Raw genomic sequence first — 12667 nt, forward strand, 5'->3', positions numbered from 1 at the left:
CACAGCATAGACCAGCCCGGCGAGCAGGGTCCAGGGCGCGGGGGGCCACGTGTCTTTCCCACCCCCCCAGGCCCGCCGCGCAAAGCGGGTAGGCTGGGGTACATGACGACGCCCGCCCCGACCACCGCCCTCGCCCAGGCCCAGGCCGCCTACGCCGAGTTGCAGGCGCGGGGTCTCAAGCTCAATTTGCAGCGCGGGCAGCCGTCCGACGCCGACTTCGGCCTCAGCGACGGCCTCCTGACGGCGCTGGGCGAGTCCGACACCCACATGGACGGCCTCGACCTGAGAAACTACCCCGGCAACGTGGCCGGGCTGCCCTCGGCGCGCGCCCTGTTCGCGCAGTACCTCGACGTCAAGGCCGAGAACGTGGTCGTCTGGAACAACTCCAGCCTGGAGCTTCAGGGCCTGGTGCTGACCTTCGCGCTGCTGCACGGCCTGCGCGGTTCGTCCGCGCCCTGGGTGGCGGGCGGCCAGAAGCCCAAGATGATCGTGACGGTTCCCGGCTACGACCGCCACTTCCTGCTCCTCCAGACCCTGGGTTTCGAGCTGCTGTGCGTGAACATGGAGGCCGACGGCCCCGACGTGGACGCCGCCGAACTGCTCGCGGCGGGCGACCCCCTGGTCAAGGGCATCCTGTTCGTGCCGACCTACTCGAACCCCGGCGGCCAGAGCATCAGCGCCGAGAAGGCCCGGCGGCTCGCAGCCCTTCAGGCGGCGGCCCCCGACTTCACCATCTTCGCCGACGACGCCTACCGGGTGCACCACCTCGACGGCGAGCAGGACGAACCGGTGAACTTCGTGGCGCTGAGCCGCGACGCCGGCCACCCCGACCGCGCCTTCGTGTTCGCCAGCACGAGCAAGATCACCTTCGCCAGCGCAGGCCTGGGCTTCATGGCGAGCAGCGAGGACAACGTCAGGTGGCTGGGCAAGTACCTGGGCGCGCAGAGCATCGGCCCCAACAAGGTCGAGCAGGCGCGGCACGTCAAGTTCCTGAACGCCTACGAGGGCGGGCTGGAGGGCCTGATGCGCGACCACGCGGCCTTGGTCGCCCCCAAGTTCCGGGCGGTGTACGAGGCGCTCGAAGGTGGACTGGGCGAGGGCGGCGGGGGCTACGCCACCTGGACCACGCCGCGCGGCGGCTACTTCATCAGCCTGGACACGGCCGAACCCGTGGCCTCGCGGGTGGTCGAACTGGCCGAGGCCGCCGGCATCAGCCTCACGCCGGCCGGCGCGACCTACCCGGACGGCCAGGACCCGCGCAACACCAACATCCGCCTGTCGCCCACCCGGCCCCCGCTGGAGGAAGTCGGGGAGGCGATGCGCGGCGTCGCCACCTGCATCCGGCTGGCGAGCGAGGAAGTGCGCGCCGGGCGCTGAGGGCACCTCCGCCTGCGGTCAGTGGGCGTCGCCCCTCCTGCTGACCGGCCGACCAGCTCACCCGAGCTTCATCTTCCCTTGATTTCTGACGCCGGATTGCGGAGGATACCCCTTATGCCTACCCGTTACTCCGGGACTCCCGAGGAACGCCGGGCGCTCAGCACCTACATCAGGCTCTGGCGCGCCTCCCATGCCGTGGAAGTTGCCGCCAACCGTCACCTCGCCGACCACGGCCTGACCATCAGCCAGTTCGGCGTGCTGGAGGCCGTCTATCACGTCGGTCCCCTCAGCCAGCGGCAGCTCGCCCAGAAGATCCTGCGCTCCAGCGGCAACCTCACCATGGTCATCGACAACCTGGAGCGCGACGGTCTGGTCACGCGCGAGCGCGACCCGCAGGACCGGCGCGTGATGCGCGTGACCCTCACCACGCGGGGCGAAGCGCTGATCGCCCGGCTGCTGCCCGACCACGTGCGCGGCATCTGCGACCTGTTCGGGGTCATGGAACCGGACGAACTCGAGACGCTGGGCGACCTCCTGCGCAAGCTGGGGCTGGGCGTCGCAGACCTCCCGCAGGGCCAGCCGACCAAGCCACTGCCCTCCTGAAAAGAAAAGGCGCGGGAACAGGCTCGCCTAGCGCAGCGTGACCGCCACGAAGACCGGCAGGTCGTCGGGACCCTCGAAGCCGGGGCGCAGGGCGCGCACGGTCAGGAGGGCGCGGTTGCCCTGCACGTCTACCCGGTCGAGCCGGAACCGGACCGCGCAGGTGGGCAGGCGCAGGCCACCGGTCGCCACCCGCTGTCCTCCCACCCGCAGCGCGAAGGTGGTGGGCAGCGCGCCGCCAGCCCGCACCGACAGGTCTACCGGCACCGGGCGCGACCATAGCGTCACCTGAACGCGGCGGGTCTGCCCGGCCCCGATCCCCGCGTTCCAGTTCGGGACGCGGGAGGCCGGGGCCAGATAGCGCGGGACCGACAGACGGCCGGGCCAGAGGTTCCAGCCCTTCAGGCGGGCCTGCTCGCCGCGCAGCACCTGGGCTTCCAGGCCGGCGGGCGTGGCCCCCGGCGTCTGGTCGGTCAGGGTCCGGTCGCGCAGGGTGCGGCCCGTGGCCGTGTCCAGAACGGTCAGCCGCGCCTCGGGGAACCCGCTGCCGTCGAGCACCTGCCGTGTCAGGACAAGCACCCGCGCGCCGTCCGGCGAAAAGGCGACCCGCGTCACCTCCGGGCGGTTGGCCGCGAGGGCAGGCAGACCGAGCAGTGCCGCGCACAGGGCCACGGCCCACCGGACCCGACCCCGGCACCCGGACCAGGCGTCACGGTGCCTGCGCCCCGCCGTCACCGGTCCTCGGCCCCGGGCACTCAGAACCGGACGGTAGACAGCACCTTGCTGTACAGCGCGTTGGCCGAGGCGTAGCGCGCCGCCGTGTCGGTGAGCTGGAAGGAATACAGGTTCTTGGCGCCGTTGCCGAACCACACCCGCATCCGCAGCGTGTCCTTGCCCTTGGCGATCTGGTATTCGCGCTCGGTGCCGCTCACGCCGCCGTAGCTGGCCGCCCGGCTCGTGAGGGTCTTGAGGGTGACGCCCGTGGACTTGAGGCCCTGCTCGAAGCCGCCGAACTCCTGGGTCACGTTGACCGCCCTGCCGTTTTTGGGCACGAACAGCAGCCGGATCATGGTGGCGGGCGGCGTCTTGGCGGAGACCATGCTCACGCCGTTGGTCTTGTCGCCCAGGTCCACACCCAGCCAGCCCTGCGGGTGACTGAAGCGGAAGGGCAGTTTGGCGTCGCTGAACGGCACCAGCGTCTGGGCACCGGCCAGACCACCGGCCAGCGCGGAGGCCAGCAGGGCGGCGGGAACGAACTTGCGCAGAACCTTCATGCCCGCACCGTACCAGGGCCGCGTGATGACCGGCTAAGGGCCACGTTCAAGCCGCGCTCACGCAGCGACAGACCCGCGTCAGGCCCGTAGGCGAAGGGGGTCAGCGGGCCACCAGACCGGGCCGGGGCCACAGGCGCAGGTCGGCCGTGCCCGCCACGTCGCGCAGGTCTACCGGACCGTAGGCGCGCGAGTCGAGGCTGGCCCCGGTGCGGCGGTTGTCGCCCATGACCCAGACCTTACCCGGCGGCACGACCTCTGGCGGCTGGGTGTTCACGTACCCCTCGGTACTGGCGTAGCTCTCCGCCAGGGGGCGGCCGTTCACGTAGACCCGGCCGTCCTCGACCGCCACCGTGTCGCCCGCCAGCCCGATGACCCGCTTGACGTTGTAGGGCCGGTGGGTGACGCCGTAGATCGTCTCGTAGCTGTAGGGACTCTCGGCCGGGGCCTTGAAGATGACGAGGTCGCCCCGGTGCAGGTACGGCCCGCTCAGGCCCCAGGCGTGCAGCCAACGCGGGTACTTGAGGAGCAGCAGCATCTGGCCGCTCTGGAGGGTCGGCTCCATGCTCTCGCCGTCCACGCGCGCCAGGGTGCACAGGAAGGTGGTCACGAGATAGACCGGTAGCAGCGCCCCCAGAATCCACTGCCGCCAGAAGGCCCGCCAGGGCGCGTCGCGGGTCGGGGCCGGGGTGGCCGGCGGCCGGGACAGCGGGTCCGGCCCGGCCGGCGGCGAAACGTTCACGCCGGGCATGGTAGCAGGCCCCCTCCGGGACCTTCGCGCCCTTCTCATGAGAGCAGCATCTACCTTCGGAAGATGAAATCCGCTCCCCTGCTGACCCTGCTGGGTGCCTGGACGCTGGGCACCGGTCTGGCCGTCACACCGGCTCAGGCCCACCTCGCCCAGATGTCCCGGCAGACCCGGCCGGCCCCGACCCGGCCCGCCGATCCCTGGCCCGCCAGCGAGGTCCTGACGCGGCTGCTGGTGCTGCCGGCCGGACACGCGGACGGCGAGCGGATGGTGCGTGAGCTGCGCCTGAACCCGGCGCAGGTACGCGAGCTGCGCCGCCTGGCCGCCAGCGAGCACCAGTACGGGCAGGCCGCGTGGCGGGTGGTCGGGCGCGACAATGCCGCCGCCCTGAACAGGCGACTGGCCACGATGCGCGCCGAAAAGGACCGCAAGGTGCGCGCGTCGCTGGGCAGCACCTATCCGGCCTTCCGCGCGTGGCTGCGCACCTGGTGGGCCACGCAGGTCGAGGGCAGCCGCCAGAACGCCGGCCACTGGAAATGAGGGAGGGCCGCACCCCCCGCCTTCCCTATCTAGACGCGCCTTGCCCCCGCCCGGCCCCGGCCGGTAAGCTCAGGTCATGAACTGCGTGCTCGTGGTGGTACTTCTTAGCGTCGGGGGTTGCCGAGGCTGAGCGTCACCATGCGCCGCATCCCCCCGCCCGAGTACGAGGCGGGGGTTTTTCGTTCAGGAGGGTCTATGCAAGAGGGTGAACACGCAGGGCAGTACCAGGGTCCCGAACGCGGGGACATGACCGGCGCCAAGGCGCTGTGGGCCACGCTGGCCAACCACGGCATCACGACCGTGTTCGGCTATCCGGGCGGGGCCATCATGCCGGTGTACGACGCGCTGACCTTCTACCCCGAGGTGCGCCACGTCCTGACCCGCCACGAGCAGGGCGCCGCGCACGCCGCCGAGGGCTGGGCCAAGGCGACCGGGCAGCTCGGCGTGTGCATGGCGACCAGCGGCCCCGGCGCGACCAACCTCGTGACCGGGCTGGCCGACGCGATGCTCGACTCGGTGCCCCTGCTGGCGATCACCGGCAACGTCGCGCGGCACCTGATGGGCACCGACGCCTTTCAGGAGGCCGACATCACCGGCATCACCCTGCCCATCACCAAGCACAACTACGTGGTGCGCGACGTGGACGAACTGCCCCAGATCATCGCCGAGGCCATCGCCATCGCGCGCTCGGGGCGGCCGGGGCCGGTGCTTGTGGACATCCCCAAGGACGTGCAGCTCGCGGCCTTCCACGGCGAGATTCCCGCGCCGCTGCCGCGCGCCGAGGCGCCCCGGCCCTCGGCCGAGTCGGTGGCCCGCGCCGTAGAACTGCTGCGCGGTTCCGTGCGCCCGGTGATGATGGTCGGCGGCGGCGCACAGGACGCGGCCCCCGAGATCACCGCGCTCGCCCGCGCCTGGAACATTCCGGTCACGACCACCCTGATGGGCCTGGGCGGCATTCCGTCGAGCGACCCGCTGTGGCTGGGCATGCCCGGCATGCACGGCAGCGTAGCGGCCAACCGCGCCATCAGCGAGGCCGACGTGCTGCTGGGCGTGGGCCTGCGCTTCGACGACCGCGTGACGGGCCGCGTGAACGGCTTCGCGCCGAACGCCGCGATCATCCACGTGGAACTCGACGCCGCCGAGATCGGCAAGATCATCCGCACGCACGTGCCGGTCCGCAGCGACGCCAAGCACGCCGCGCAGGCGCTGCTGGAAGGCGCGGCCCCGCTCTCGCACCCCGAGTGGGACGCCAAGATCGCCGAGTGGAAGACCCGCACCGAGACGCCCGAGCACTGGGGCGCGGGCTACGCGGTCAAGGCCGTGGTGGACCGCCTCGCCCCCGAAGACATCCTGAGCAGCGACGTGGGCCAGCACCAGATGCTCGCCGCGCAGCTCGCCCGCTTCGAGCGGCCCAGGCGCTGGATCAACTCGGGCGGGTTGGGCACCATGGGCTTCGGCTTTCCGGCGGCCATCGGCGCGGGCATGGCCGAGCCGGGGGTGCGCAGCGTGGTCATCGCCGGGGACGGCGGCTTCCAGATGACGGCGCAGGAACTCGCCACCCTGAAGATGCACGACGTGCGCAACGTCAAGATCTGCATCATCAACAACTCGTTCCTGGGCATGGTGCGCCAGTGGCAGGAGCTGTTCCACGAGAAGCGTTACAGCGAGGTGTGGCTGGGCGACTCGAACCCCGACTTCGTCAAGCTGTCGGAGGCCTACGGCGTGCCCGCCTACCGCGCGACCAGTGCCGAGGAACTGCCCGGCGCCATTGACGCGTGGCTGAACGACCCCAAGTCGGCGCTGCTGGAAGTCGTGGTGCCCAGCGAGCACGGCGTGTTCCCGATGGTGCCCGCCGGCGCGGCGCTGCACGAGATGATCGAGACCGAACCGCGCCGCACCCCCGACCTCGCGGGCGCGATGGACCGGGCCGCCGAGGAGGCGAAAAACGCATGACCGCCGAACACAACGTCCCCGACCAACTGCTCTCGCTGCTTGTGCGCGACGAACCGCGTGTGCTGACGCGCATCACGGCGCTGTTCGGCCGCCGGGGCTACAACATCCGCAGCCTGAGCGTGGGCACCACCGAGCATCCGGGCGTCTCGCGCATGACCATCGTGGTCAGCGGCGACCGGGGCGTGGTCGAACAGGCCATGCGCCAGCTCGAAAAACTGCACGACGTGGTCAAGATCATCGACCACAGCCTGGAAAAGTATGTGGACCGCGAACTCGTTCTGGTCAAGGTGAGCATCACACCCGAGAACCGGGTCGAGGTGCGCCACATCGCCGAGGACTTCCGCGCGCGGATCGTGGACGTGGGCCGCCACGCCCTGACCTTCGAGGTCACGGGCGACGAGGGCAAGCTGACGGCCTTCATCGAGCAGATGCGACCCTTCGGGATTCTGGAGACCATGCGCACCGGCCGCATCGCCCTGACGCGCGGCAGCAACGCCGACATTCCGGCCCACGTGTGGCACGAGGGCGAGTCGGCGGCGCTGACCCCGGCGGTCGAGCCGCGCGAGGAACGCGCGCGCGGCGTGCCCAACCTGTTCTGAAGGCGCCTCCCCTAGCCCACATTCCCACCGAACCCACTTTTCTGTAGGAGAATCGAGAAATGGCTGCAAAGATGTATTACGACCGCGACGTGGACACCGCCCCCATCGAGAACAAGCTGATCGCCATCATCGGCTACGGCTCGCAGGCGCACGCCCACGCCCAGAACCTGCGCGACAGCGGCTTCAATGTGGTGGTCGGCCTGCGTGACGGCTCCTCCAGCAAGGCCAAGGCCGAGCAGGCCGGGCTGCGCGTGGCGAGCATCGAAGACGCCACCAAGGAAGCCGACGTGGTCATGCTCCTGATTCCCGACGAGCAGCAGCCCAAGGTGTACGAGCAGAGCATCGCCCCCAACCTCGCCGACGGCAAGGCGCTCGCCTTCGGCCACGGCTTCAACGTGCACTTCGGGCGCATCAAGCCCTCGGCGGGTGTGGACGTGTTCCTGGTCGCCCCCAAGGGCCCCGGCCACATGCTGCGCCGCGTGTACGCCGACGGCGCGGGGATGCCCGGCATCTTCGCCGTCGCGCAGGACGCCACCGGCAAGGCCCGCGACATCGCGCTGGCCTACGCGCGCGGCATCGGCTGCACCCGTGCGGGCGTGCTGGAGACGACCTTCAAGGAAGAGACCGAGACCGACCTCTTCGGCGAGCAGAGCGTGCTGTGCGGCGGCGTGACCCACCTCATCCAGAGCGGCTTCGAGACGCTGGTGGAAGCCGGCTACCAGCCCGAAATCGCCTACTTCGAGACGCTGCACGAGGTCAAGCTCATCGTGGACCTGATCTACGAGAAAGGCTTCGAGGGCATGCGCCACTCGATCTCCAACACGGCCGAGTTCGGCGACTACGTGACGGGGCCGCGCATCATCACCGCCGACACGAAGGCGGAGATGGGCCGCGTGCTGGGCGACATCCAGAGCGGCAAGTTCGCCGAGCGCTTCATCGAGGACGCCGAGAACGGCTTCCCGTACATGAACGAGCAGCGCAGCAAGATGCGTGACCACAAGCTCGAGACGGTCGGCAAGGAACTGCGCGACATGATGCCCTTCATCAGCAAGAAGGAACTCGAAGTCTGAGCTGAGGGCCTGACCCCGGAAAGCGCCGCTCCCGAACCGTGGGGGCGGCGTTTCTTTGGGCTCACAGCGGTTTCCGGTTCCGGTGAGGGACCGAGCGCACTCTGCTCCATTCCTCCGAATTCTGCCCTCAGCCCGCCAGGATCGCCTCGATCTGGGCGAGTTCGTCCGCGCCGAAGTCGCGCCGGGCCAGCGCCCCCACCGCGTCGTCGAGCTGCGCCGGGCGGCTCGCGCCGATGAGGGCCGAGGTCACCTCGGGGCGGCGCAGCACCCAGGCCAGGGCCAGTTGCGCCAGGGTCTGCCCGCGCGCCCCGGCCAGTTCGTTCAGGGCCTGCGTCCTGGCCAGCACCGCGTCGGTGACGTGTTCGGGGCGCAGGAAGCGGCCATCGGCGGCGGCGCGCGAGTCGGCCGGGACGCCGCCCAGGTACTTGCCAGTCAGCAGGCCCTGGGCCAGCGGCGAGAACACGATGCCCCCGATGCCCTCCTGGCCCAGCACGTCCAGCAGGCCTTCCTCGGGGCGGCGGTCGAACATGCTGTAGCGCGGCTGGTGGATGACGCAGGGCGTGCCCAGGTCCCGCAGCAGCCGCGCCGCCTCGCGGGTCTGCTCGGGGCCGTAGTTGCTCAGGCCCACGTACAGCGCCCGGCCGCTGCGCACGGCGTCGGCCAGGGCCGTCATGGTTTCTTCCAGCGGCGTCTCGGGGTCGGGGCGGTGGTGGTAGAAGATGTCCACGTAATCCAGGCCCAGGCGGCGCAGGCTCTGATCGAGGCTGGCGAGCAGGGACTTGCGCGAGCCCCAGTTGCCGTAGGGCCCGGCCCACATGTCGTAGCCCGCCTTCGTCGAGACGATCAGCTCGTCGCGGTAGGGGCGCAGGTCGGAGGCCAGCACCGCCCCGAAGGTGCTCTCGGCCGAGCCGGGGGGCGGCCCGTAGTTGTTGGCGAGGTCGAAGTGGGTGATGCCCAGGTCGAAGGCGCGGCGCAGGATGGCGCGGGCGTTCTCCAGGCGGTCGGCCCCGCCGAAGTTGTGCCACAGCCCCAGCGAGATCGCCGGCAGGCGCAGGCCGCTGCGGCCGCTGCGGGGGTAGGGCATGGTGCCGTAGCGGTCGGCGGCGGGCAGATAGGCGCTGGAGGTCATTCCGTACAGCTTGAGTGAGGCGGCCCACATTAGACAACCCTTGCGCGCGGCTCGCCAGCCCGCTTAGACTCTCGGCATGACCGTTTTCGGCCTGCTTCTTCTCAGCCTTCCTCCGGTGGAGTGAACGGCGAGAGCGAGTACGTCGCCGAACAAGCCCCCGGAGGACACCCCTCCGGGGGTTTTTCCGTGCCGCCCCCTTCCCTTTCCCACCCAAGGAGCACGACCATGACCGACCAGGCCACCAGCACCACCCCCGAACGCATCCGCATCTTCGACACGACCCTGCGTGACGGCGAGCAGTCGCCCGGCGTGGCGCTGAACCACGCCCAGAAGCTGGAAATCGCGCATACCCTGGCCCGGCTGGGCGTGGACGTGATCGAGGCCGGTTTCCCCATCGCCAGCCCCGGCGACCTGGAAGGCGTCTCGCGCATCGCCCGTGAGGTGCGCGGCCCCATCATCACCGGTCTGGCCCGCGCGGCGCGTCCGGACATCGAGGCGGCGGCCAGGGCCATCGAGGCGGCCGAGAAGCCGCGTATCCACACCTTCATCGCCACCAGCCCCATTCACATGGCCAAGAAGCTGAACCTGGAACCCGACGCCGTGGTCGAGCGCGCCGTGCAGGCCGTGCAGTACGCCCGGAGTTTCGTGGACGACGTGGAATTCAGCGCCGAGGACGCCACCCGCAGCGACTGGGCCTTCCTGGCGCGCATCTTCAGGGCGGCGGTGGAGGCCGGGGCCACGACCGTCAACGTGCCCGACACGGTGGGCTACACCACGCCCAAGGAGATGCGCGAACTGTTCGCCTTCCTGAAGGGCGAGCTGCCCGCCCACGTCATCCTGAGCAGCCACTGCCACGACGACCTGGGCATGGCGGTCGCCAACTCGGTCGCGGCGGCCGAGGGCGGCGCCCGGCAGATCGAATGCACCATCAACGGCATCGGCGAGCGCGCGGGCAACGCCAGCCTGGAAGAGATCGTGATGGCCTTCCACACCCGGCGCGACGTGTACGGCTTCGAGACCGGCATCCGCACCCGCGAGCTGTACCGCGCCTCGCGGCTGGTCAGCCGCCTGAGCGGGATGCCGGTGCAGCCCAACAAGGCGATCGTGGGCGACAACGCGTTCGCGCACGAGTCGGGCATCCACCAGGACGGCGTGATCAAGGCGCGCGAAACCTACGAGATCATGAACGCCGAGCTGGTGGGCCGCGAAGCCGCCGTGCTGGTCATGGGCAAGCACTCGGGCCGCGCCGCCTTCCGCAAGGCGCTGAATGACCTGGGCTACACGGACATGCCCGACGACAAGGTGCAGTCGCTGTTCGCCCGCTTCAAGGACCTGGCCGACCGCAAGGGCCAGATCTACGCCGACGACCTGCGCGCGATGGTCGAGGCCCGCAGCGACGTGCCGCAGACCTTCACGCTGGAAGGCTTCCAGATCACCTCGGGGATGAACATGACCCCGGTGGCCTTCGTGCGCCTCCAGACCCCCGACGGGCTGGTGGACGCCACCGCGCACGGCGACGGTCCGGTCGAGGCGGCGTACCAGGCCATCAACAAGATCACCGGGCTGGCCCCCACCCTGGAGAGCTACCGCATCCAGGCCGTGACGCGCGGCGGCGACGCGCTGGGCGAGGTCAGCGTGGGCGCGCGCTACGGCGAGTCCACCCTGCACGGCACCGGGGTCGCCACCGACATCGTCGAGGCGTCGGCCCGCGCCTGGGTGCGCGTGCAGAACATGATCGTGGCCGGCATGGGCACCGAACGCCGTCAGGGCGAATTCGCCCCCGGCCGCCTCTGAGCACGGGGACGGGAGGGGCCAGGGGACGTGTCCTGGCCCCCCTCTGTTCCGACCCGACCTTCAGGAGCAGTCATGACCCTACCCATTCTCGAAATCGCCCTGTTGCAGGTGCGCCCCGGCCAGACCCCGGCCTTCGAGGCCGCTTTCGCCCAGGCCCAGGCACTCATCGCGGTGATCCCGGGGTACCTGCGTCACGACCTCCAGCGTTGCCTGGAAGACGACCACCGCTACGCCCTGCTGGTGTGGTGGGAGACGCTGGAAGCCCACACGGTCGGGTTTCGGGGCTCGCCCGAGTATCAGGAGTGGCGCGCGCTGCTGCACCGCTTCTACGACCCCTTCCCCACCGTCGAGCATTTCGTGGACGTGACGCCAGGCCGCGCCCCGGCTCTCTGAAGGCCGGCTTCACCTCCGGGCGCAGCCCCGGCCCACCATGACGTTTGGCCGGGGCTGCCTATGAGAACATGGGCCGCGTGAATGCTGTCGTCTTGCGTACCGCCCTGGTGACCGGAGCGGTCATCGGGGTGTTGAATATCGTCTTTACCGGGATCCAGTACGGGTTCGCGGAGCTGCCGGTCTGGTTCTACCTCGCGCAGCTCCTGCTGATTCCGGCGATGGTGCTGCCCATGCGACTCTTTCCGCAGGCGGCCGTGACCCCGGACTACCTGCGCCGCGCAGGCCTGTTCGCGATGGGCTGGGCGGTGCCCTACGCCATCTACAAGTTCTCGGCCGACGCGCTGAACCCGCTGTTCAGCCCCGTGTCCTCGCTGGCGAGTTACGTCGTGCTGGTACTGGTTTTCGCGCTGCTCTTCGCCGCCATCCGCCGTCCGCCCGGTGCGGGCAAGCGCTGAGGGCCGCGTGCGACTCGCCATTCTGGGTGACGTGCACGGCAACGCCTTCGCGCTGCGGGCCGTGCTGGACGATATTGCCGCCGCCGCCCCCGACGAGGTCCTGAACCTGGGCGACGCCGTGTGGGGGGCGTCCGACCCCGCCGCCGCCTGGGCGCTGCAACAGGAACACGCCCCACCGAGCGTGCGCGGCAACACCGACGAGCGGGTGGCGGGGCTGCGCGACGGCAAGGCGGCCCTGCGCGACTGGCTGCTGCCGTTGCTGCCGCCGGACGCCCCCCGGCAGCTCGGAGCGCTGCCGACCACGCTGGACACGGCAGACGGCGAGGTGCGGGTGGCCCACGGCAGCCTGCGCAGCCCCTGGGAGGACCTGCTGCTCACCAAGGGAGAGGAGGGCACCCGCTCCGCCACCCGCCCGGAAATCCGCGAGCGGCTGGGCGACTTCGTGGGCCGCGTGGTCGTGGTGGGCCACACCCACTGGGAGATGCTGAGCGTGGTGGACGGCGTGACGGTCGTGAATGCCGGGCCGGTGTCGCGCCAGAAAGACGGGCTGCCCCTGGCCCGCTGGGTGCTGCTCACCCGGCGCGGGGGCGTCTGGACACCCGAATTCCGCCGTACGCCCTACGACACGGCCGCCGCCGCCGCCTGGGCGCGGGCGCACGGCCCGGAAGGCATCGGCGGGCGTGAGGCCGCGCAGCTCCTGAGCGGCAAGGAAGCCTGAAGGCGGCCACGTGGGCCGCG

14 protein-coding genes are annotated in these 12667 nt (G+C 70.6%); 10 read left to right on the top strand and 4 right to left on the bottom strand.

The genetic code is table 11. The features are described 5' to 3' along the window. Nucleotides 1-102 precede the first annotated feature (102 nt). On the top strand, nucleotides 103-1377 hold the full coding sequence (locus tag DGO_RS09710; RefSeq protein ID WP_043801875.1) for an aspartate aminotransferase type Ic: 1275 nt from the start codon (nucleotides 103-105) through the stop codon (nucleotides 1375-1377). Nucleotides 1378-1491: 114 nt separating this feature from the next. Continuing rightward, a complete protein-coding gene (locus tag DGO_RS09715) occupies nucleotides 1492-1980 on the top strand; it encodes a MarR family winged helix-turn-helix transcriptional regulator (RefSeq protein WP_014685332.1) in 489 nt (162 codons plus the stop codon). A 27-nt stretch (nucleotides 1981-2007) separates the two neighbouring features. Here the strand turns inward: DGO_RS09715 and DGO_RS09720 are convergent, their stop codons facing one another. The 3 genes from DGO_RS09720 to lepB all read right to left on the bottom strand — a co-directional run bounded on the left by DGO_RS09720 (nucleotide 2008) and on the right by lepB (nucleotide 3990). Continuing rightward, the gene (locus DGO_RS09720; RefSeq protein WP_043801876.1) at nucleotides 2008-2649 is read right to left on the bottom strand and encodes a DUF2259 domain-containing protein; all 642 of its coding nucleotides are present in this window, start codon (nucleotides 2647-2649) and stop codon (nucleotides 2008-2010) included. Nucleotides 2650-2732: 83 nt separating this feature from the next. Continuing rightward, on the bottom strand, nucleotides 2733-3251 hold the full coding sequence (locus DGO_RS09725) for a hypothetical protein (protein ID WP_043801878.1): 519 nt from the start codon (nucleotides 3249-3251) through the stop codon (nucleotides 2733-2735). Nucleotides 3252-3351: 100 nt separating this feature from the next. After that, the gene (lepB, locus tag DGO_RS09730; protein WP_338032378.1) at nucleotides 3352-3990 is read right to left on the bottom strand and encodes a signal peptidase I; all 639 of its coding nucleotides are present in this window, start codon (nucleotides 3988-3990) and stop codon (nucleotides 3352-3354) included. Between the two features lie 72 nt (nucleotides 3991-4062). Here lepB and DGO_RS09735 point away from each other — a divergent pair, with 72 nt between their 5' ends. The 4 genes from DGO_RS09735 (at nucleotide 4063) to ilvC (ending at nucleotide 8158) form a co-directional block, all read left to right on the top strand. Then, nucleotides 4063-4536: a hypothetical protein gene (locus tag DGO_RS09735; protein WP_014685336.1), complete on the top strand. Its 474-nt coding sequence runs from the start codon at nucleotides 4063-4065 to the stop codon at nucleotides 4534-4536. A gap of 195 nt (nucleotides 4537-4731) precedes the next feature. Next, complete coding sequence (gene ilvB / locus DGO_RS09740) at nucleotides 4732-6489, top strand: biosynthetic-type acetolactate synthase large subunit (RefSeq protein ID WP_085961063.1); 1758 nt, start codon at nucleotides 4732-4734, stop codon at nucleotides 6487-6489. Then, on the top strand, nucleotides 6486-7088 hold the full coding sequence (ilvN, locus tag DGO_RS09745) for an acetolactate synthase small subunit (RefSeq protein WP_014685338.1): 603 nt from the start codon (nucleotides 6486-6488) through the stop codon (nucleotides 7086-7088). The genes ilvB and ilvN overlap by 4 nt, the downstream gene beginning before the upstream one ends. Nucleotides 7089-7147: 59 nt before the next feature. After that, the gene (gene ilvC / locus DGO_RS09750; protein WP_014685339.1) at nucleotides 7148-8158 is read left to right on the top strand and encodes a ketol-acid reductoisomerase; all 1011 of its coding nucleotides are present in this window, start codon (nucleotides 7148-7150) and stop codon (nucleotides 8156-8158) included. A 127-nt stretch (nucleotides 8159-8285) separates the two neighbouring features. Here ilvC and DGO_RS09755 read toward each other — a convergent pair whose 3' ends face one another. Continuing rightward, nucleotides 8286-9287, bottom strand: coding sequence for an aldo/keto reductase (locus DGO_RS09755; protein WP_043803641.1), 1002 nt, complete (start codon nucleotides 9285-9287; stop codon nucleotides 8286-8288). A 225-nt stretch (nucleotides 9288-9512) separates the two neighbouring features. On the opposite strand from DGO_RS09755, the gene DGO_RS09760 reads away from it, so the two are divergent. The 4 genes from DGO_RS09760 (at nucleotide 9513) to DGO_RS09775 (ending at nucleotide 12647) form a co-directional block, all read left to right on the top strand. After that, on the top strand, nucleotides 9513-11081 hold the full coding sequence (locus DGO_RS09760; protein WP_043801879.1) for a 2-isopropylmalate synthase: 1569 nt from the start codon (nucleotides 9513-9515) through the stop codon (nucleotides 11079-11081). 72 nt (nucleotides 11082-11153) lie between these two features. Then, entirely contained in the window at nucleotides 11154-11474 is a 321-nt protein-coding gene (locus DGO_RS09765) for an antibiotic biosynthesis monooxygenase family protein (protein WP_043801880.1), read from the top strand. Nucleotides 11475-11542: 68 nt separating this feature from the next. Then, nucleotides 11543-11929 (top strand): hypothetical protein, encoded by a 387-nt coding sequence (locus DGO_RS09770; protein WP_420810559.1) that lies wholly within the window; start codon nucleotides 11543-11545, stop codon nucleotides 11927-11929. 7 nt (nucleotides 11930-11936) lie between these two features. After that, nucleotides 11937-12647, top strand: a complete 711-nt coding sequence (locus tag DGO_RS09775) for a metallophosphoesterase family protein (RefSeq protein WP_014685344.1) — start codon at nucleotides 11937-11939, stop codon at nucleotides 12645-12647. Nucleotides 12648-12667: the final 20 nt, after the last annotated feature.

It is taken from the genome of Deinococcus gobiensis I-0 (assembly GCF_000252445.1).
GTDB classification, from domain to species: domain Bacteria; phylum Deinococcota; class Deinococci; order Deinococcales; family Deinococcaceae; genus Deinococcus; species Deinococcus gobiensis.